Annotated in this window: 14 protein-coding genes; 6 read left to right on the top strand and 8 right to left on the bottom strand. The window is 43.0% G+C overall.

Features of this window, described 5'->3' with window-relative positions:
• Positions 1-43: 43 nt before the first annotated feature.
• The 4 genes from prsT to GQS54_RS17690 all read left to right on the top strand — a co-directional run bounded on the left by prsT (position 44) and on the right by GQS54_RS17690 (position 5,251).
• Positions 44-2,812, top strand: a complete 2,769-nt coding sequence (prsT, locus tag GQS54_RS17705; protein ID WP_166425265.1) for an XrtA/PEP-CTERM system TPR-repeat protein PrsT — start codon at positions 44-46, stop codon at positions 2,810-2,812.
• A gap of 145 nt (positions 2,813-2,957) precedes the next feature.
• The gene (locus GQS54_RS17700) at positions 2,958-3,233 is read left to right on the top strand and encodes a PepSY domain-containing protein (RefSeq protein WP_166425264.1); all 276 of its coding nucleotides are present in this window, start codon (positions 2,958-2,960) and stop codon (positions 3,231-3,233) included.
• The gene (locus GQS54_RS17695; protein WP_166425263.1) at positions 3,233-3,913 is read left to right on the top strand and encodes a response regulator transcription factor; all 681 of its coding nucleotides are present in this window, start codon (positions 3,233-3,235) and stop codon (positions 3,911-3,913) included. The genes GQS54_RS17700 and GQS54_RS17695 overlap by 1 nt, the downstream gene beginning before the upstream one ends.
• A gap of 3 nt (positions 3,914-3,916) precedes the next feature.
• Positions 3,917-5,251, top strand: a complete 1,335-nt coding sequence (locus GQS54_RS17690) for an ATP-binding protein (protein ID WP_166425262.1) — start codon at positions 3,917-3,919, stop codon at positions 5,249-5,251.
• A 38-nt stretch (positions 5,252-5,289) separates the two neighbouring features.
• On the opposite strand, the gene GQS54_RS17685 is transcribed toward GQS54_RS17690, so the two are convergent.
• From GQS54_RS17685 to GQS54_RS17665, 5 genes are all read right to left on the bottom strand, one after another.
• Positions 5,290-6,999 carry a Mur ligase family protein gene (locus GQS54_RS17685; protein ID WP_205967822.1) on the bottom strand — a complete coding sequence of 570 codons (1,710 nt, stop codon included), beginning with the start codon at positions 6,997-6,999 and terminating at the stop codon, positions 5,290-5,292.
• On the bottom strand, positions 7,000-9,816 hold the full coding sequence (gene cphA, locus GQS54_RS17680; protein ID WP_166425261.1) for a cyanophycin synthetase: 2,817 nt from the start codon (positions 9,814-9,816) through the stop codon (positions 7,000-7,002). It lies immediately after the preceding gene.
• A 170-nt stretch (positions 9,817-9,986) separates the two neighbouring features.
• Positions 9,987-10,805: a cyanophycinase gene (locus GQS54_RS17675; RefSeq protein ID WP_166425260.1), complete on the bottom strand. Its 819-nt coding sequence runs from the start codon at positions 10,803-10,805 to the stop codon at positions 9,987-9,989.
• Positions 10,806-10,807: 2 nt separating this feature from the next.
• Positions 10,808-11,980: a beta-aspartyl-peptidase gene (gene iadA, locus GQS54_RS17670; protein ID WP_166425259.1), complete on the bottom strand. Its 1,173-nt coding sequence runs from the start codon at positions 11,978-11,980 to the stop codon at positions 10,808-10,810.
• A gap of 253 nt (positions 11,981-12,233) precedes the next feature.
• On the bottom strand, positions 12,234-13,352 hold the full coding sequence (locus GQS54_RS17665; protein WP_166425258.1) for a mechanosensitive ion channel family protein: 1,119 nt from the start codon (positions 13,350-13,352) through the stop codon (positions 12,234-12,236).
• A 258-nt stretch (positions 13,353-13,610) separates the two neighbouring features.
• On the opposite strand from GQS54_RS17665, the gene GQS54_RS17660 reads away from it, so the two are divergent.
• On the top strand, positions 13,611-15,527 hold the full coding sequence (locus tag GQS54_RS17660) for a glutathionylspermidine synthase family protein (RefSeq protein ID WP_166425257.1): 1,917 nt from the start codon (positions 13,611-13,613) through the stop codon (positions 15,525-15,527).
• An 82-nt stretch (positions 15,528-15,609) separates the two neighbouring features.
• Here the strand turns inward: GQS54_RS17660 and GQS54_RS17655 are convergent, their stop codons facing one another.
• Positions 15,610-16,077: a prepilin-type N-terminal cleavage/methylation domain-containing protein gene (locus GQS54_RS17655; RefSeq protein ID WP_240919997.1), complete on the bottom strand. Its 468-nt coding sequence runs from the start codon at positions 16,075-16,077 to the stop codon at positions 15,610-15,612.
• Between the two features lie 441 nt (positions 16,078-16,518).
• Between GQS54_RS17655 and GQS54_RS23450 the strand changes: the two genes are divergently transcribed.
• Positions 16,519-17,001, top strand: coding sequence for a prepilin-type N-terminal cleavage/methylation domain-containing protein (locus tag GQS54_RS23450; RefSeq protein ID WP_205967821.1), 483 nt, complete (start codon positions 16,519-16,521; stop codon positions 16,999-17,001).
• Positions 17,002-17,868: 867 nt separating this feature from the next.
• Here GQS54_RS23450 and GQS54_RS17645 read toward each other — a convergent pair.
• Both GQS54_RS17645 and GQS54_RS17640 read right to left on the bottom strand, forming a co-directional pair.
• Complete coding sequence (locus GQS54_RS17645; RefSeq protein WP_166425255.1) at positions 17,869-18,531, bottom strand: zinc-dependent metalloprotease family protein; 663 nt, start codon at positions 18,529-18,531, stop codon at positions 17,869-17,871.
• Between the two features lie 249 nt (positions 18,532-18,780).
• Positions 18,781-19,299, bottom strand: coding sequence for a hypothetical protein (locus tag GQS54_RS17640; RefSeq protein WP_166425254.1), 519 nt, complete (start codon positions 19,297-19,299; stop codon positions 18,781-18,783).
• Positions 19,300-19,557: the final 258 nt, after the last annotated feature.

The raw sequence follows: 19,557 nt of genomic DNA, 5'->3' as shown, positions 1-19,557 counted from the left end.
TTTTTTTTCTCAGTACATTAGGGTTGGCATCTTGTGCTTATCAATGCTGATACTTATATTACTAAGCAACCACGCTGCTATGGCGCAAACGGTTGATTATGAAAGAGCCCTAGGCGCCTATAACGATGAACGTTTCGACGAAGCCTATATCTATTTAAAAACGAGTTTACATAGCGCACCCAATTATTTGCCCGCACATATTCTGATGGGTAAGGTACTATTTATACGTGAGCAATATGCCGCGGCAGAGCAAGAATTTTCCAAAGCCTATTTTGATGGTGCAGATGCAAATGAATACCTCGATTATTGGGGCTACAGCCTTATTTCATTGCAGCGTTTTGAAGAGATCATCGCCTTTACATTACCCCGCTCTTTATCTAAAAAGCAGCAAGTCAACTGGCTAGGCATTGCAGCCAATGCCTGTAGTTTATTAGAACAACTAGAATGTGCTGAAAAAAAATATCAACAACTCCTCGATATCTCACCTTCAAACTCAATCGGCGTCAATGGGTTAGCCAGCATTGCTTTGACCAGCAAAAAATATGAGATAGCCGAGCACTACATTAATCTTGCCCTAGAACACGACAACAACAATGCCAACAGCTGGCAACTCAAAGGGCAATTAGCAAAAGCACAAGGCAACCTAGCGCATGCTAAAACAGATTTAATACACGCTTTTGAATTGGATCCACACAATCCATTCATATCGCGTAATTTAGCTGATATTTATCTCGCTATGGGAGACAATCTCGCCGCCACTAATATTGTAAAAAATATATTAAGCGCCAGTCCTCATGACCCTTTTGCGCTTTTGATTAATAGTTGGTTGTTACAACAAGGCCAAGCTGAGACCGTTGTAGATGAAGAACTCGCAACGCTCGCGGGGAAAATCAACAGTCTGCCAAGTGAGATCGTTAATGAGCGAAAACCTTTGTTGTACCTGCGTGCACTGGTGTCATATCTACAGGGTAATTTAGAGCAAGCAGCGCGTGATTTTACTCGATTGCAAGCCATCAGCGAACCTGATGTACAAATCAGTACCTTACTCGCAAAGACTTTATTAGCACTGGGTAAAGACAAAGCCGCACTTGCCGTCTTGGAGTTACACGAGCCTAAATTACTTAGCAATATTGATGGTGCTTTGTTGCTCGGTGAGTTGTACTTGAGTCGCGGGAAAATATTTAAAGGGGTTGAGTTACTCACCCAATTACAACCGCTGTACCCTGACAGCACTGATGTTCAACTTTACGCGGTAAAGTTATTTTTAGCGCGGCAAAAACCCACCGAAGGTTTACGGATACTTGAAACGCTTTTGACCAAAGAACCAAATAACGAGCGAATTCTTATTACTCACAGTGTGATGAATATTTTAGCGAATAACATTGAAATGGCAGCTAAAAGTAGCGAAAAACTGCTTAGTATGCAGCCAAAAAATGTCAGTTATTTAAATCTCAACGCATCAGTATTAACCCTGCAAAACAAATTAGATAATGCATTGCTTACCATTGAATACGCATTACGATTACAACCTAATATGGTCGCCGCACAATTCAATCTCGCTAATATCTGGTACTTAAAAGGTGATAATGGGGAAGCCCTGCGTACGCTCAGACTTATTCTGCAGGATCACAGGTTACATTTACCTTCTTTATTATTAGTAGCGAAAATCAACACGAAGGATAACGAATTTGAACTGGCGAAAGAGCGATATAATACGGTGCTTAATCTCAGTGCTAATAATATAGAAGCTAGGGAGGGCTTGATGTATATAGCCCTAGATCAACACGATGGTAAAGATGCACTCTATCAGGTTAACAAGTTACTTGCGCTGCGTCCGGATGCTGTAAAATATATTGTTAAGAAAGCCCAATTACATCAAATACGCCACGAGATGATTGAGGCTGAACAAATGCTTCACAAACTCAGTTATTTAGGTCGAGACAATCCCCAAGCACTATTTGCACTCGCTAAACTGTATATCAACCAGGGCGATAATCGCCGTGCTATGGACGCGCTGTCTCAAGCCCAAGCGCTTCGTCCAGAAAATCCAGCGCTGGCTTTGCAAGTGATTGAATTTATGTTGAATAATCGACTAACGGACCAAGTCGCTGGGCGCATTGATGAATTAGCTAAAAAATACCCATTGCTAGCTAATGTACCCTTTATACAAGGTCGTTTAGCGGAACAACAACAAGATCTTAAATTGGCGCAGTCTCTATATGAAAAAGCCTTAACGCAGGATCCACAGTTCGATTTAGCCCTCAGTAAACTGTTTAGCTTTGCTAGCAACGGTATTGCAGTTTCGTCATTTGTGGCAATAGCTAATCAATTAGTGATTGATCAGCCATCACGCTACTTTCCGCGTAGTTTGCTCGCGCAATATTATTATTACAACCATCAACCTGACCAAGCGTTACGCCATTATGAAGCACTACTGACGTTATCAGAAGTGCCTGACAAAGCCGCCCTACTAAACCGCCTAGCATGGCTTTATTTGCCAAAATATTTGCCTAAAAGTGCTGATTTTGCAGCTCAAGCTTACGAACTAGATCGCGAAAACCCTAATGTACTCGATACTTATGGTTGGACCCTTGCTCAACAAGGAAAATACACTGAAGCATTAACTGTGCTGCGAGAAGCGTCTCTGCGTGAAGCCACATCACCTTTGATTCAATACCACCTTGGGTACACACTTCACGGATTAAGTCGTTTAACGGAAAGTAAACGCTTGCTGCAAAGTGCGCTTGATTCCGCGCATGACTTTTACGGTCGAGAAGATGCCCAAGCATTGCATAACGAAATACAAGGCTAATTCAGGCCAAATTCAGTTTAGCCAGAGTATGCTAATTATCGTCGCTAACATCTTCACTGGTAGGCATTACCTGCTTGGAATTGTTTCCACCGGAGGATCGATTGCGCTAAACTAGTACGTAACCGTTTGTGAATGGGGTCAATCGTTGAAACATATCGCTAAAAATACATTATTTGTGCTACTTATTAGCTTGTCTACTGGCTTATTTGGGTATGCTTATGCCCAAGACGATAGTGCCAAAATAGATAAAAGTCAGGCTGCTCAAAAAGCTCAGCAGCAAGTACAAGGCCGTGTGTTAAAAGTTGATCAAAGTAAAAATAAATATCGTGTAAAGGTTCTACAAAAGTCTGGGCGAGTCGTTAATGTTGACGTTGATAAACGCTCTGGACGAGTATTGAAAACCAGTAAAAAGGACGACTAATGCGCATTTTAATTGTCGAGGATGACAGCCGTTTATTAACCCAGTTAGACGCTCTTTTACGGACCAATGGTTACAGCGTAGATTTAGCCGATGACGGTGCAAAGGCGCTTTTCCTGTTAAATGAACACCCTTACGATTTAGCCATTATCGATATCGGTTTGCCGGTAATGGATGGTTTTGAAGTCATTCAAAAAGCACGAAAAAGTAATGTTGCCTGCCCTATTCTGATTTTAACGGCGCGTGATCGCTGGCAAGAAAAAGTTGAAGGACTCGACGCAGGTGCCGATGATTATTTGACTAAGCCCTTTCAAAATGAAGAGTTATTAGCGCGGGTAAAAGCGCTAATTCGTCGCTCAGCCGGTCAAGCGAGCCCTACCATTGAACTTGGTCCTGTCAGTCTAAATACCTTAAGTGAGCAAGTCAGCGTCAATGGCGCAGATATTGAGTTAACAGCTTACGAATATAAAGTATTGGAATATCTACTGCTTAATCCTAAAAAAGTGGTGTCTAAAACCGAGTTGACCGAACATATTTACGATCAAGACTTTGATTTAGACAGTAACGTAATTGAAGTATTCGTTGGGCGTTTGCGCAAAAAGCTTGACCCTGAAGGCCTCATTAATCCGATAGAAACCATGCGCGGACGCGGCTATCGCATCAGCCGAGAATTCCAAGTCTAACTGGTGCATAATTTATCTCTACGGTTGCGTAGCTTTGCCGCTGCGCTGCTCGTTTTAGTCGTATTTATACCTCTGACGGCGCTTACCCTTGAGGGCGCATTTACCAATAGTTTAAGTCAATCAATGTTGCAGCAACTTCGCGTGCAAAGCTTAACACTAATCTCTGAATTCGAAATGTCTGACGATCAGCCATTAATGCCCGAGCAACTCTTCAATGACCAACTAAACATTCCTGGCTCAGGTTTATATGCGTTTATTAAAATTGATGGTCACCTAGTATGGCGCTCTTTGTCTTCGCTTAACTGGCAAGTTATGCCTGAGTTTATAGCGCCAGATATAGGTAACGAACGCTTCAACGAAGATTTTCAATTACTCACGCCGTACTTTCTATTTGCCTACACTGCTGAATTTGACGCAGGGGGACATTTTGTGCCGGTCAGCTTCTATATACTGCAAGACAAAAGTGCTTATAACACCGAAGAACAAAACTTTATTAGTACACTTTGGCGCTGGTTAAGTTTGATTGCATTGGTACTACTTGCCCTACTTATTATTAGCTTAAACGCTGCGTTATGGCCGATTAATCACTTAATAAAGCAAATAAAACAAGCAGAGTCAGGGCATATTCAACACATAAGCCAGACTTACCCTCCTGAGCTTGAAAAGCTCAAGCGCAGCATTAATAATTTATTGGCTACTGAGCAGCAACAGCGAAGCCGCTATAAAAATAGCTTGAGTGATCTTGCTCACAGTTTAAAAACCCCTTTAGCCGTGTTGTCAGGTAATACCGCCTTGCCGGAAGATGCTAAAGAGCCCATTAATCAAATTGATGTGCAAATACAACGGCAACTTAAGCGCGCAGTTGCCGGCAGTGCAGCGGCATGGGAACAAGCCGTTGACATAGCCCCTGTCTTAGCAAAGCTGATTAATGCTATGAATAAAGTTCACGCGCAAAAAAATCTCGATATAACGCAAAAAATAAGCGAGGCCAAAGGATATTTTTATGGCGACAGCACGGATCTGATGGAGTTGCTCGGCAACCTACTAGACAACGCGTGTAAAGCTGCCAACCTCACTGTGCGGGCAAGCGTAGAGAGCTACCCTAATTTTGTCCAAATTGACGTGGAAGATGACGGCCCAGGTATTCCTAAAGAGAAACGTCAGTTATTGCTCACTAGAGGCACTCGCTTAGACAGTTACAAAGAAGGCCAAGGCATAGGCATGGCCGTGGTAGCAGATTTAGTAGACGCCTACCAAGGCACCTTGATTATCGAAGATAGTGAATTGGGCGGGGCTAAAATTAGCTTAAGATTTCCCACCCCGCATTTACATGAATAACGCTGAACTTAAAAGGTCTTTGCTTCAGTATCCATCACTTAATCAGGAAAATTACTAAGCCATTTATGCACTTGCTCACGTTCATCGAGTACAAATAGCAAAATAACATCTCCGGGTGATGCATGCTCCAATGCTAATTTAGTGCCCTCTAGTGCACTTCCAGCAAGTTGAATATGTTGTGCTGGGATTTGTCTGTGCAACATATGTTGCTTGACCAATCCAGAGACTTCATTCAATTCTCGACCACGTAAATATTTTTCGACCTCAACAGGAATATATAGAGCGGCGTCAAGTTCAAGCACAGCGTCAGTGAGCGCATATAATTCTTGGTCACTGCGGTCTCCTGCGTGGCCAAACATGGCAATATACTTCTTAGCGGGCATTTGGCGAGCCATATTGACCACCGCCTTCATACCATGCTCATTATGGGCGAAGTCCACTATGACTTGACAGCCTTTAAGCTGATAAACATTACCTCGCCCAGGATTATCTTGGGCATTACTACCAAAGCTCATCAACCCAGAAACAATAGCGTTATTTGATAAATCCAATGCTTTGCTTAATCCCACAACGCCCAGTGCATTTTGTATATTGTGCTCGGCGGCTCCCTGTAACGTCATCGGAATATCACTCACCTTACAGATGGCTTCAAAAGTACCTCGGTGATGATAGACCAACTCATTTGAGCGAACAAAAACCGCACGTTCACCTTTGCCGATTTGTTGTTGAATAAGTGGATTAAATTCATCAAGGCTAAACCAACACAGAGTGTTGTCGAGCTTCTTTGACTGCTCAATAACTAATGCATTATCAGCATTGAGTACCAATACCCCATTTTCGTCTAAGGCCTTGGCCACCACAAACTTAGCCTCGGCTAACTCTTCTACAGTATTGATACCATATTGGCCAAGATGATCGCTGGCTACGTTCGTAATCAGCGCTGCATCTACTTTAGTTACCGGCAAACCACGACGTAGGATCCCGCCACGAGCGACTTCAAGAAAAGCGAGTTCGGTGCGTTTATCGCGCAATAACATGCGAGCTCCACCCGGTCCTGAATAATCTCCATGATCGATGATCTCATCGCCCACTCGAATAAAGTCGGTGGAGGTGACCCCAGCACACATCCCTTGTGCTTTGGCGATCTGTGAAGCTAGTCGCACACAGGTAGATTTACCATTGGTTCCGGTAATAAGCGCACAGGGAATATCCTTATATTCGCGCCAATCGATTTGATGCAAATCGGGTAACTCTCGTACTGGCCAACGATCCTGGTTGACCCCCATCCCTAAACTCAATTCATCATCATCAAATAAACAGCTCACATGATGATGTTCAGCCGCACTGATAATAGCCAACAGCTGCGGATTTCGTTCTTGAGCAAGTTCAACCTTAAGTTCGTTTAGCCGCTGCTGCCACTGTGGTAAGGCAATATTTTGTAGTTCATTGGCGCAACAATGCCATGCGAGTTCAGCTAGCTCACAAGCGGTGTATAGCGCGTCCACAGGGGCGCTAATGGCAAAATTAAAACCGTATTCGTGTTCTCGATAAATATGTGTCTCGTTTTCCCAGCCAAAATGAGCTAACAGCCGCTCAATCCACGTTTGCCAGTGCTTCAACACCGCCTGTTTATCAACACCTGTCAATAAAACATCCACGATAGCGCCAGGCCTATCCCATAAAAGATTAGGCCCGGTCAGGCGCCTGACTTCATCAAGCTCTATCACGCTACTTGCACTTGCGCTCAATTAGTCTGACTCCTCATCATGTTCCACAATTAAACGTACACCCCGTTCGTCATGCACCAATCTTTGACCTTCCGCTAATTCGAACTTGTGCTCAATGGACTCAAATAATTTTTCCGGGTAGTCACGAGAAGGCTCTTCTTGACTCGGCTTCACGTCTTCACCGCCATTGAAGTGCACTATTTGTTTCCAGCAGCGCGTAATATCATCTCCCAATATAATCAACAAATCTCCCTGTTGGCATTGGCTTAAAGCAATTTCAATTGCTTCCTCTTCACTGGGGATAACTTGAATATCGGAATCGCTAACCCCCGCTTCGAGCAACGTATTTTTCAACAACTGAGGTACTTCATCATGACCACGACGACGTCTGTCATCATCAGCTTTACAGATAAAGGTATCAAAGCCTTTGGCTGTTATATTGGCCGCTTCGATAATATCTTCGTCACGCCTATCACCAGGCATGGCTATCACTAAACGTCGCTTACCTGTTACATCCAGTCGCCCAGCTAAATCAGTTATCGTTTGAATAGCTGCGGGGTTATGAGCGTAATCAAGTATGACTTTAAACGGATGTTCATCATAAATATTCAATCTGCCAGGCGCTTGATAGAAGGACGTGTTGAAAATACGCAAACCTTGACGAATATCTTCAAGGGAAATTTTAAAGCTGTAGGCCATCGCCGCAGCAAACATGGCATTTTGCACATTGTGCATTGCCTTGCCTTCTATTGTGGCAGGGATAAGGTGCGTCCATAACAATGGAATATGTGCGCCTTTGTCGTATATGGTGATCATGTCTCCATTAATGCCCTTTTCAAGTACAGCTGCCAAACCGCCCCGGCGAATATGTTCTCTGACCAAGCCGTGTCCTGGATCCATGGTCACGTAACAGATATGCTCAGCTTCGCAATAATCAGCCATTTGCAGACATAAGATATCGTCTGCGTTGAGCACCACGCAATCTTTGGCGACTTCAACTACAACACGTTTTATTTGCGCCAATTGTTCGACTGTGTTTATGCCACGTTGGCCTAAATGATCAGCCGTCACATTAAGACATGCACTCACATTTGCTTCAGTGTAACCCAAGCCACGCTTAACTATGCCACCACGAGCAGTTTCTAGTATGGCAAAATCGACACTGGGGTCACGCAACACTATTTGTGCAGATGTGGGCCCAGTCATATCGCCTTTTACGGTTAAATGACCATCTATGTAAACCCCGTCGGTAGAGGTCATACCCGTGGTATAGCCGGCGGCTTTAACAATACTGGCGAGCATTCTACTGGTGGTTGTTTTACCATTGGTTCCGGTAATGGCAGCCACTGGAATTCGCGCTTCGCTTCCCAGCGGGAACAGCATGTCCATTACTTTTCCTGATACGTCGCGTGGCTTGCCTTCACTGGGCGCGACATGCATTCTAAAACCAGGAGCCGCGTTACATTCGCAGATCCCGCCACCAATTTCTTTATAAGATTTGCTGATGTCTTCGGTCAGAAAGTCGACTCCGCCAATATCCAAACCAATGGCTTTGATGGCACGCACCGCCATATCACGGTTGTCAGGATGGACGATATCCGTCACGTCGATAGATGTGCCGCCAGTCGAAAGGTTAGCAGTAGAGCGAAGATAAAATAATTGCCCATCATCCAGCACGGTATTTTCGTCATAACCCGCGTCTTCAAGCAAGCGCATAGCCTGATTGTCTAACTCGAGTCGGGTCAATACTTTTTCGTGACCGATACCCCGGCGTGGATCCAAGTTGACGGTATCGACTAATTCGCTGATTGTCGCTTTACCGTCGCCGACTACGTTGCCAGGCACACGTTTAGCCACGGCCACTAATTCATTGTTCACCACCAGCATTCTGTGGTCAAAACCGCTTAGATAGCTTTCAACCAATACCGCCTTGCCCGTACCAAATTGTTGCGCTTCTTCAAATGCAACACTGACCTGTTCATCACTGAGTAGATTAATGGTTACACCGCGTCCATGATTCGCATTAAGCGGTTTAACAACAACGGGGTACCCGATCTTTTTTGCAGCGCGAATTGCTTGCGCGATACCATAGACCATAACTTGTTGAGGGACAGGCAAACCTAAATCATTCAATAGGTTATGGGTATCTTCTTTGTCGCACGATATTTCAACTGCGATGTGCTTTGTTTCGCTAGTAATAGTAGCTTGAATGCGTTTTTGAAACTTGCCATGACCGAACTGCACCAACGAATAGTTATTGAGTCGTAACCATGGAATATCACGCGCTTCAGCGGCACTGACCAATGAACCGGTACTGGGGCCAAACTCTTTACGTTGGGCCATGCGAATAAAATCGTGTAGCTCTTCTGAAAAATCAAAATCGTCGCTGACTTTCGTCACGAGTGCTTCTTGCACTTCGCGAGGCATCAAATGTGTCAATAAGCGCAAGCCCAATTGTCCCGCTTCAAGCCCTACATCACGTTGCTTATATTGATAAACCACATCGTAACAGCCAGGAGCTCCAGTACTACGGGTTTTACCATAAGTAACATCTGAACCAGCTAAGTGTTGTAATTCTAATGCAACGTGCTCCCAGATATGACCAATCCAGGTACCCTCATCTTCCTTAAGCCGACGCAGAAATCCGCCATCTTCGCGATAGGAACAACCATGACTTTGCAACGTAGGCAGAGCAGAAACTAAACCATTAATGAAATTTTCACCCAGCTTTACTGAAGGCCAGTTTTCTAACTCGCCAATATCGATTTGATGTCGAATAACAGGAAAATTTGCGTACACATTGGGGCCAACATACACATTTGTGCTAATTATCTTCATAGCGTTCTTCCTTTTAGTTTGTTTTTGTAGGACGTCGAGCAGACAATTTAGCGTGAAGACTATTGTTACTGATTTTTTCACCGACTTGGATGCATCTAAGGTATAAAAAAACAGCAGCCTAAGCTACTGTTTTTTATATGGGCACAACATAAAAATATCGAGTGCAGATGTTATTTAATATAGGCCTGTTTGTTCGTTATATCATAGCGACTACCTGGCGCTAGGATATGCATTTTCAAGTTCAATAATGTCAGCGCATCATCGCCACCCGCATCGGCCATAGAGGAATGCTCAATGTCAGTTGGATCGATGATTGTAATCGCACCGCTACCGACTACGGTCAACACGTTATCACCGTCGATAAATGCGGCAGTGTCTTCATCTAAGCCCATTCCAATTAAAAATGGATTATAGGACACAGCGCTGAGCAACCTAGACAGACGATTGCGTTGATTAAAGTGCTGATCAATGACAACCGTATTGATTAACCCCATGCCTGGAGCAAGGCTTACGCCATCTGCTGTAGGCACGATACCGGTATTTCCACCCGTTATCATATGCTGAGAGACAATAGCAGCGCCCGCTGAGGTTCCAGCATAATGCACACCTTTGGCGTTTAGCTGGCGAATAGCAGTCACGATAGGGGTTCCCCCTAAAATAGTCGATAATCTTAGCTGATTACCACCGGTAATAAATATAGCGGTACTTTTCTCAAGCTTATCCACATATTCTTGTTTCTGCGCGTCAGCGCGTTCAGTTATGGGCAGTGAGAAAGTGTTACCCGCACCCAATTCCTGAAATATTTTTTCATAACGCTCACCCGTATCATCAAGCTGAGAGGCAGTCGGGATAACACAGATAACGGCATCTTTTCCACCTGCAAGATCTACAAAGCGTTGTAGAATCATTGGTTTGTCTATTTTTTCTTCAGCACCACCAATAGGGATAATATAACCTCGTTGGGTACCATTTACGTCGGGAGACGGCATATTCATTCCTCAAACGACCCTTTTTTAATTATTTGCTGATCAAATACATGCCATTGGCCTTGTGCCATAACATGTTTGATACGCATTTTAGGGTCTAGTATTAACAAATCAGCGTCACACCCTAGGGTTAATCGGCCTTTATTTTTAAAATTCATCAAGTCTGCAACATTACTGGTAAAAAATGGCAAACAGGCTTCCATTTTGACACCTTCATCTAACAATTGATAAAACACATCCGTCATTGACGAAGAACTGGCAAAATCCATCTTAGTCATATGACCATGTTGATCAAAGCAGGGTAAACAGCCTCCGCCATCAGAGCTAATGGTCAGTTTATCTTGGGGCAGGTCTTGCCCCATATAACGCATTAACGCTTCAGCAGGTTCATAGCCAACATCACCTGTTTCAAATGCCGTGACGTCAACCCAACAACCCTGCTTTGCTAAATCGCATGCCTCATCGAATAACGCCTTACGGCGATTGATATGCGTAGGATTATACGTTCTGGCAGGAATTTCAGCAGTGCTTAGTGCCTCACGAATAAGCGATAAACCCCGTTCGCCATCCCCCAAATGCAGATGTAAAATCCCAGCTTTGCCGGTCATTAAACGCGCCACGTGAGCTTCTGATGCTATTTTTAATAACTCATTTAACGTGGGCTGGCTAGAACGATGGTCGCTAATCGCGAGTTCACCAACACCTATAATGGGTTCGATAAACACGATGTCAGATTTAACAGAGCCTGTCAGCGTAGTTGGCGGCAAGTGATAACCCCCAGTGTAACAGTATGCTGATATCCCTTCTTCACGCAAAGCGTATACCTGAGCAATAATTGATTCGGTATTACGCGTTAAGTCATCTGTGCCTAACAACCCAACCACAGTAGTCACCCCAGCACGGGTAAACTGACTTAAGGGAACAGGGGGAACGCGTGTTGAAAAACCCGCTTCCCCGCCACCGCCAGTAATATGCGTATGGCCGTCAATAAACCCTGGGATCACAGCCTGACCTTGGGCATCTATCGTTTGAACGGCCAATTCGTCGCCTAAGGAAGGACATTTTTTGCCAATATAAACGACTTTACCACCGGCGATCACCAGATGAACCAAACCAAGGTTCTTAGGTGAGTACACTGTGGCATTTTTTATTAATATGATGGGACTGGATTGATTCACATTTGTTCTATTTTAAACTTTTCTATGGGGCATTTTACCCTAAAGCACCTGATGCTGATAGCGAAAGCGCACCGACACTGATAGGTAAAATCGGCCACGCCCCTTTCAACTGAGCACAAACTTTACTTATTAGTAGTAAATCTGGCACGCCAAGCAGTGTCTGTTAGACATTTATTTACCTTGTCAGTCTATTTCACTCAGAAAACGTTCTACCGAGGAATAATCAATCAATGTGTTTACGACTTAGCCTAGTCTAAATTGGCCTATTACTTTCATCGTGAATGACCTTTGGCTCGCGATTGGGCATCTCTTTTATATACAGGTCATGTTTCGAATAAGGTATTTCAATTTTGTGCTGGTTGAATTGCTTGAAAATTTGGCTATTCAAAATATCGATAACTCGTCCTTTGAGTGCAGGCTTGGTTATCCAAACTAATAATTCGAACTCAAGAGCTGAAGCACCGTAGCGACGAAAACGTACTCGTGGTTCTGGATCGTCACAGACATATTCTTTTTCTGCGTGAGCAATCTGCATCAGCACTTCGCGTACTTCGTCAATATCAGCATTATAGGCAACACCAATTGGTATCCGGCAACGGGATTTTTCATGGGGGCCGCCTGACTCATTGATAATTTTCGAGTTTCCCATAACCGAGTTAGGAATGGTCACTTCTACATCTTCTCGGGTCAGCATACGGGTACTGCGCATTCCTATATGTGTCACTTCACCTCGTTCCCCCGAATCAAGTACGATGTAATCGCCGATTTTGTAAGGTGCATCAGCCATAATAAACACGCCGGAAAACAAATTAGCCAAGGTATCTTTTGCGGCGAAACCCACAGCAATACCCACTATGCCCGCTGATGCCAGCCACGCGGTCATGTCAACGCCCCAAACTGAGAAAACAAAGTACACGGCAAGCACCAAAATAATGATATTCACCAAATTTAAGAATAAGGGTAAGGTTTTATTATTCACCGCATGAAAACGATTAGGGTTACCGGCTATTTTGCTTAACAACGCATGATTGGCGCGCAGGAAAAACGCTGACCAAATCAATATTGCCACCGACTGCAGCGAGGAAAAAATAATATGGGCGTAAAGATCAGCTGGCGCAATTATCAGTGCCGCGCTAGAAAATCCCATCAGTAATAAACTGTAATAAATAGGGGTATGCAGTAACGTTAAAAAGCTGCTGTCTAAGGTAATATGAATACGTGCAATCACAGCTTGCAAACCCACTATCAGCACATATTTAAAAAGGGATGCAACCACAAACGAAAGCACAATTACCAGCCCCGCCTGTGTATAGGGATTGTCGCCAAAAAACGTTAAAAACGGTGCTATCGCTGCGTGAAATTGCTCAAACATGTTGCGTTCCAAAAATAATTCTAAATGAAAGTATAACCGAAGTGCTTATTTAAAGGAGTTTCAGTGTAATCGCAAGGCGTTATTTAATGAACGAGTCACCGACAAGCCACTCGTCCATAGCCTTTTATTTCTCAGGGTAAATGGTTGTGACTTTTATAGGAATAACTGCGTCTACTGCCTATTGTTTGCAAAGAATGCTTATTTGCAGCTACGACTCAAATAACCAGTATCAGATATTATTTTCGTTAAGGAATACCTATGCCACAACCGCACAGCAAATCAATGTCGCTAGAAGAAAAAGCCCATTCTTTGGACTTTGGTAAAGTACAAGGTACTACCGCTGACGGTGTGGTCAGTTACTCGTCGGACTACGACACAGTCGACGACGCTATATACCCGAATCGCAAGGCATTTCGCAGTTATTACGACGGCATTTACATGGGCTACAAATGGCAATGTGTAGAGTTTGCAAGGCGCTGGTTGTATATCAATTTGGGACATATATTTAATGACGTGTCCATGGCCTATGAAATATTCAAATTGCGCTCTATTCGCGATGTGGTGAACAATGTAGAGCTGCCCCTCAATGCTTTTGCCAATGGTTCACTTCGACGACCTGAAGTGGGCAGTATGCTAATTTGGGATGAAGGCGGCGAATTTGAGCACACCGGTCACATCGCCATAGTAACAGAGGTTTTCGACGATAAGATCCGCGTGGCTGAGCAAAACATGAATTTTACCCGCTGGCCCAATGCGCAACCTTATTCCCGGGAAATTGAAGCGAAAATAGGCGCTAAAGGCGACTATTGGCTTAAATGCGCGTTTACTGGCTCGAGTATTTTAGGCTGGGTGACGCAAACTGCAGATACCTTACACAGTGTTCAGCTGCCCGAACCCTCCCCTGCATTATTTCAAATAAAATTGGCCCAGCAAAATCAGTCTGATTGCATTGAAAGCCCTTGGTTAAATATTGCTAACGAAGACGAAGCGGCCTACGTAGATATGATGAAAGGGCATTGGTTAACGTCGGTAAAAGAAGATTATTTCAAATATTTTGCGGTATCGCAAAGCGCGGTAGACGCACTGGAATCAGCTACTGATGAACTGCATGGTTTATTTATGCATGCAACTGATTATGTATTGCAGCATCCGGAGCTATTGCATTCGTTCGAATTACCTAGCGCAATATTGCCAAAAGTAACACGCTCATGGGATAACCGTCACAATCAACTGATCACCAGCCGATTTGATTTTGCTATGACCGCCCAAGGGCTCAAAGTCTATGAATACAACTGTGATTCAGCCTCTTGCTATATGGAAGCAGGTAAAATTCAAGGCAAGTGGGCTCGGCATGTGGGGATCAAAAATGGCCTTGATAACGGTGCCGATTTATTTAAGGAATTAGTCGGTGCGTGGCAAGAGTGTGATGTATTTGATGCACCGGATAGAACAATACATGTTCTGCAAGATGTTGACCCGGAAGAAGACTACCACGCGCTATTTATGAAAAAAGCCATAGAAGCCGCTGGTTTTAATTGTGTCAGAGTGATTGGCTTAAAGACGTTAACCATTAGTGAGCAGGGTAAAATTCTCGACCAGCACGGTAACCCTATTCGTTGGGTATGGAAAACATGGGCCTGGGAAACGGCATTAAATCAACTTCGCCAAGAAGAAAATGCCCTCGCGTCGCACAAGACAGATACCACGCAAGCCGTACAGCTGTCCGATGTATTACTGAATGATGACATTATGGTGTACGAGCCACTGTGGACATTGATCCCCAGTAACAAAGCGATACTACCCGTGCTGTGGTCGTTGTTTCCCAATCATCCTTTATTACTTAACACCAGTTTCGAGCTAAGTGATGAGCTTAAAGCAACAGGTTATGTAACCAAGCCTATCGTCGGACGTTGCGGTGAAAACATTCAACTTATCGATGCTGACAGTACCGTACTTGAAGATAAAGGTGGTGCATTTGGCGAGCGGGAACAGATATACCAACAACTGTTTGCCTTACCCAAAATTGGTAATTATTACGTACAAATATGCACATTTACCGCAGCTGGCCACTATGCTGGAAGTAATGTACGTGTCGATAAATCGATGATCATTGGCAAAGACAGCGACTGTATGGCACTTCGTACTTTAGATGATGAGACATTTTTAACGTTGTGAGCATAACGCCAAAATGAACAATCATTACTGAGCTTTGCACATTACGACCAAGCCCACTTCGCTAACACCACTTCGACTTACTTTAACAACCTGAAGTGGTAGTAGTGAACGTAGGAGCTCTACTCGATCTTGCTGAAACATAATGAATTTGGCAGTTATTTGGTTCAGGGGCATTACTAATACGCACGTCTATCGCTCCTAGTTGTCCGCTACAATTCCCCCCTACCCAAACAAAAGGGTCTTCAGCCTCAACCGCTTTAGCTATGCCATTTGGGTGGGGACAAGGGTAACCACAGCGCAAGGTAATGTTTTCTCCATCCACTTCAATTGTAGGGTCAGTGGAGCAGTCGGTCTTGCTTTCTAAAACAGCCTTATAATGAACTAAATTAGATGCTGTGCGCATACTCCCTGCTAATGATTCAAGCGTCGCGATCCGCGCATCAGAATTAAGATCGATAAATTTAGGTGCAGCTACGACCGCAAGAATACCTAAAATAACGATAACAATAATAAGTTCAATTAACGTAAAACCCTGTGAATTAGATTTCAAATTTTGCTCTTCCATAAAAATAAGCACTGAGTTGATGCTAGCAAATTTAATTTAACCATAAAATATTAATATCGCTACGATGTCTATAAAAACAGAGGTAAATAAATAACCCTACATCAAGCGATGTGAGTCATTCTTAATTTTGATGAAATTTGATCGCTGCCGAGTACAAAGTGATATTTTTAGATTCACCGGCAGTAAAAGGAAGCGCTCGCTGTCAAAATTATTGAAATAATTTTTCTCGTTAATTATTCATTTCCTTTTCATCGGTGTTATCTAACAACAAGTAGGGATCCAGACAAAAATAATTTCAAACCAATAGGCAACACGCCATCCAGGGCAGGCTGCACGGAAAGAAACATAAAAGCAGCTACCTGTTTGTTAAAAAAATGTATATTAGTGGACTTATATTTAGTTATGTAAAAAAGGAAAAGCATCAGTATGCATAAAAAGGTACAGCAGGGTTTTACGCTAATTGAGCTCATTATCGTCATTGTTATCTTAGGCATTCTGGCTGTAATCGCCGCCCCTAAGTTTATAGACTTAAAGGGTGATGCCATTGCGGCCGAATTAAATGCAGTAGAGGGGGCGTTAAAATCAGCCAACTCTCTTATTTATGCTAAGGCAATTATAGCAGGGCAACAAAATCTTGAACCGGGTTCTATTACTGCCAACGGAGTGACAATCAGCACCACTATTGGCAATATTTCCCCTTTAAGTGCGAATGTTATCTTAGCTTTAGATGGGAATTACCAAATAATGGCGAGCGCGAACGAGTCCATTACTGCAGATTGGGGGGTATATGATGTACCGGGTGGCAAATCCTTATATATAGTCCCCAAAGGGTACGCACCTTTGATAGCTGCAATTTGCTTTATAATGTTGATACTTCCTTTACGGCTGAGCCTATTTATTATGCCGTAACCACCAGCGGCTGTTAGTCTACAATGTTGTTGGGCAATTGCATGCCGATAAATCAACAAGGTTAGTCATCACATATGTGGTGATGCGCTAATCGAGTATGGCAAGATCTTAACCTCTCTAAGTAGAGCAAATTGGACTAACTCTCGATAATCTAGCCATCATACGGTCTTTGAATTATGTGAGGCTTAACTGCAACCACATAGACCAGCGCCAAGCTTATTAAATTTACCTGTTTTGAAGGGATCGCAGGATGAGGCTCCCAAAGATTAAAACCCAATAAATGACGTTCAATTGACTCCTTAAGACTTGTTGATTACCCTTCTGAGAAGTTTTTTCAATTGGGAAATTGAGCTTATCTCCCTGTAATCCCCCACCCTAGTCTTGTTATTCTTGAAAAATTGATACCCTGTCAAAGAGCAATCAGGTCTTTAGTGTGCATCAAAGATGACAAGCTTGTTTCTGTAAACAGTGTCATGGCTGGTCAACGGTCTGACGTCCAGAAAAACGCGGTGTCTAAAACAATTATAATTAGGCTTTTATCATTAAAAGAGGCACTGAATTAATGCTGATGTAATAGTTCATAAAAAAAGCTTTGGCCTCTTTTACTGTGCTTGCAGTGCTGGCTGTGACATCTAATCTTGCTGTATCAAAACGCCTGCAATTTGCAGCAAAAGTCTTCGACCGAACGACAAGGCTGAGCGAAAAACGGTCATTAAGAATATTGGAGTTTTTTCGAGATATAGCCGTATAGTGGCAATTGACGACCAAATAACACGCTAAGTAATGGTTGGCTAAAATTGTGTCGCGAAGCGAAGCCAACTATTATTTGTTTTTGTTGATTTTATTTGTTAGTTGTACTTTACGACATTAATGAAAAAGCTTTATTGCCATTTTTCTGGCTTTAACAATTTCACTTTCAGTTAATTGGATCGTATTAAATTGTTTATTACGAAGCATATTATTTCCGCTTCCCCTCATGAGGAAAATATCCTTTTCCGTATTGTGAGGTAACCCTAAAAAGTGCCCGAATTCATGTGCTAACGTGGCAGGATTTAATGGCTTTTTGCCGTTCCGAAGAGCTATTGGCCATACAACTTTGGGTTTTGTACTTTTAAAAGACACGCCTCCACTATTATTTGACATTTGACCTACAACACATAGATTTAAGACACCTTTACTTTGTTTAGGAATATCGCAGACATCCCTCATAACCTTCATTTTTCGATCCTTTCTTTTTCTAGCTGCGATATATTGGTCCTCATTGGACGCTTGCAAATTGACTATAGATTCAATTTCAAAGTGTATACCTGCTTGCCTCCAGATGATATTAACTATATTAAAAACATTTACCGCTTCATTATGAGATATTTCAGCATTCAGGTTGTGTGACTTATCTGCTTTTACTATATAAACACGCACAGGTATTGTTTTGAAATCATCATTCGCAAAAATTTTCAGATTAGTAGTTTCTATTGACTGCGCATTATTTGCTGATAATAGAATCGTTAATAAAAATATTAATATTCTCAAGTGATTGATACTCCATGTACAACTAACGCTTGGCATAAACAGCGGAGCAAGTTGGTCGTTTTATTGCGCCGTGTATTTTGCAAATACGATTCTAAAGATGGCTGTCTATGTAAGTATTTCCATTAATAAATTTTCCATGAGATAACTCCATTTTCACTTGGCGCTTAACGCCGCCAGCGCGCGCGGCTTTGTAGTGGAGGCGAAGCAGCAACGAAAACGCCGTCGCCGTGCCTGGCCTTGTTATGAAGATTAATTAAACTTTTCAATAACTTCCTTGGCCAGCTTCCCTTGCCACGAAATACTTTCTTCAGTATGTTGAATCTCAGCAGTTTCGTCTCCTTGGTGCCACTGTCCCCAACTCTCCTTGGCACCATCATATCCATTTTGGCTGTCAGCTAAATATTGCTCAAACATCCGTGCATCCGATTTTTTAAGGTATAATCGAATTTTGTGCCCTTCAGCATGCAGTTCTTTAATTAATTTAAGAATTTCATTGTCTGCTTCAGCCATACCAAGGCTCGACATGGAAAAATGATCATCACGCTCACCTTTTAGGTAATGTTCCGAAATAAAATTGACCCGAGCAACTGTTTCAAAGAATCGCTCTTTCGCCCATAACTCCTTTTCCCACCGCCATTCCCTACGTTTTAATCTAAATGGAAAGAAAGAATTAGTTAGCCAGGCGCCAACAATAACACCAAGAAGCGGAAGCCCAATAAATGGAATTACATATTGAAGACTAAATTTTAAAAAATCATCTAAGTTCATAACTATCCAATTTCTTGAGTGCCCGAGGTATCTTCAATCGTGGTAGAGCGGCCCATCACTGAGCCGACCCCACACAGATCCGGACGTGCGGAATTACCGCATCCGGCTCTTCAGTTATATATTCACCCGTGTAAATCACACTCACTTTAATACCAGTCAACATGGATAACTCTTTTGCTAACTTGTAGCTTCTGTATTTGGAAATACTCTAGCATCTTCTTGAAATTACTCCAGTTGTAACTTCGACGGCCACTGCGT

Source organism: Paraglaciecola sp. 20A4, assembly GCF_011378905.1.
In the GTDB taxonomy this organism is placed as follows: domain Bacteria; phylum Pseudomonadota; class Gammaproteobacteria; order Enterobacterales; family Alteromonadaceae; genus Paraglaciecola.
The sequence above is the reverse complement of the archived record's forward strand: the minus strand, read 5'-3'. Positions and strand labels throughout refer to the sequence as shown.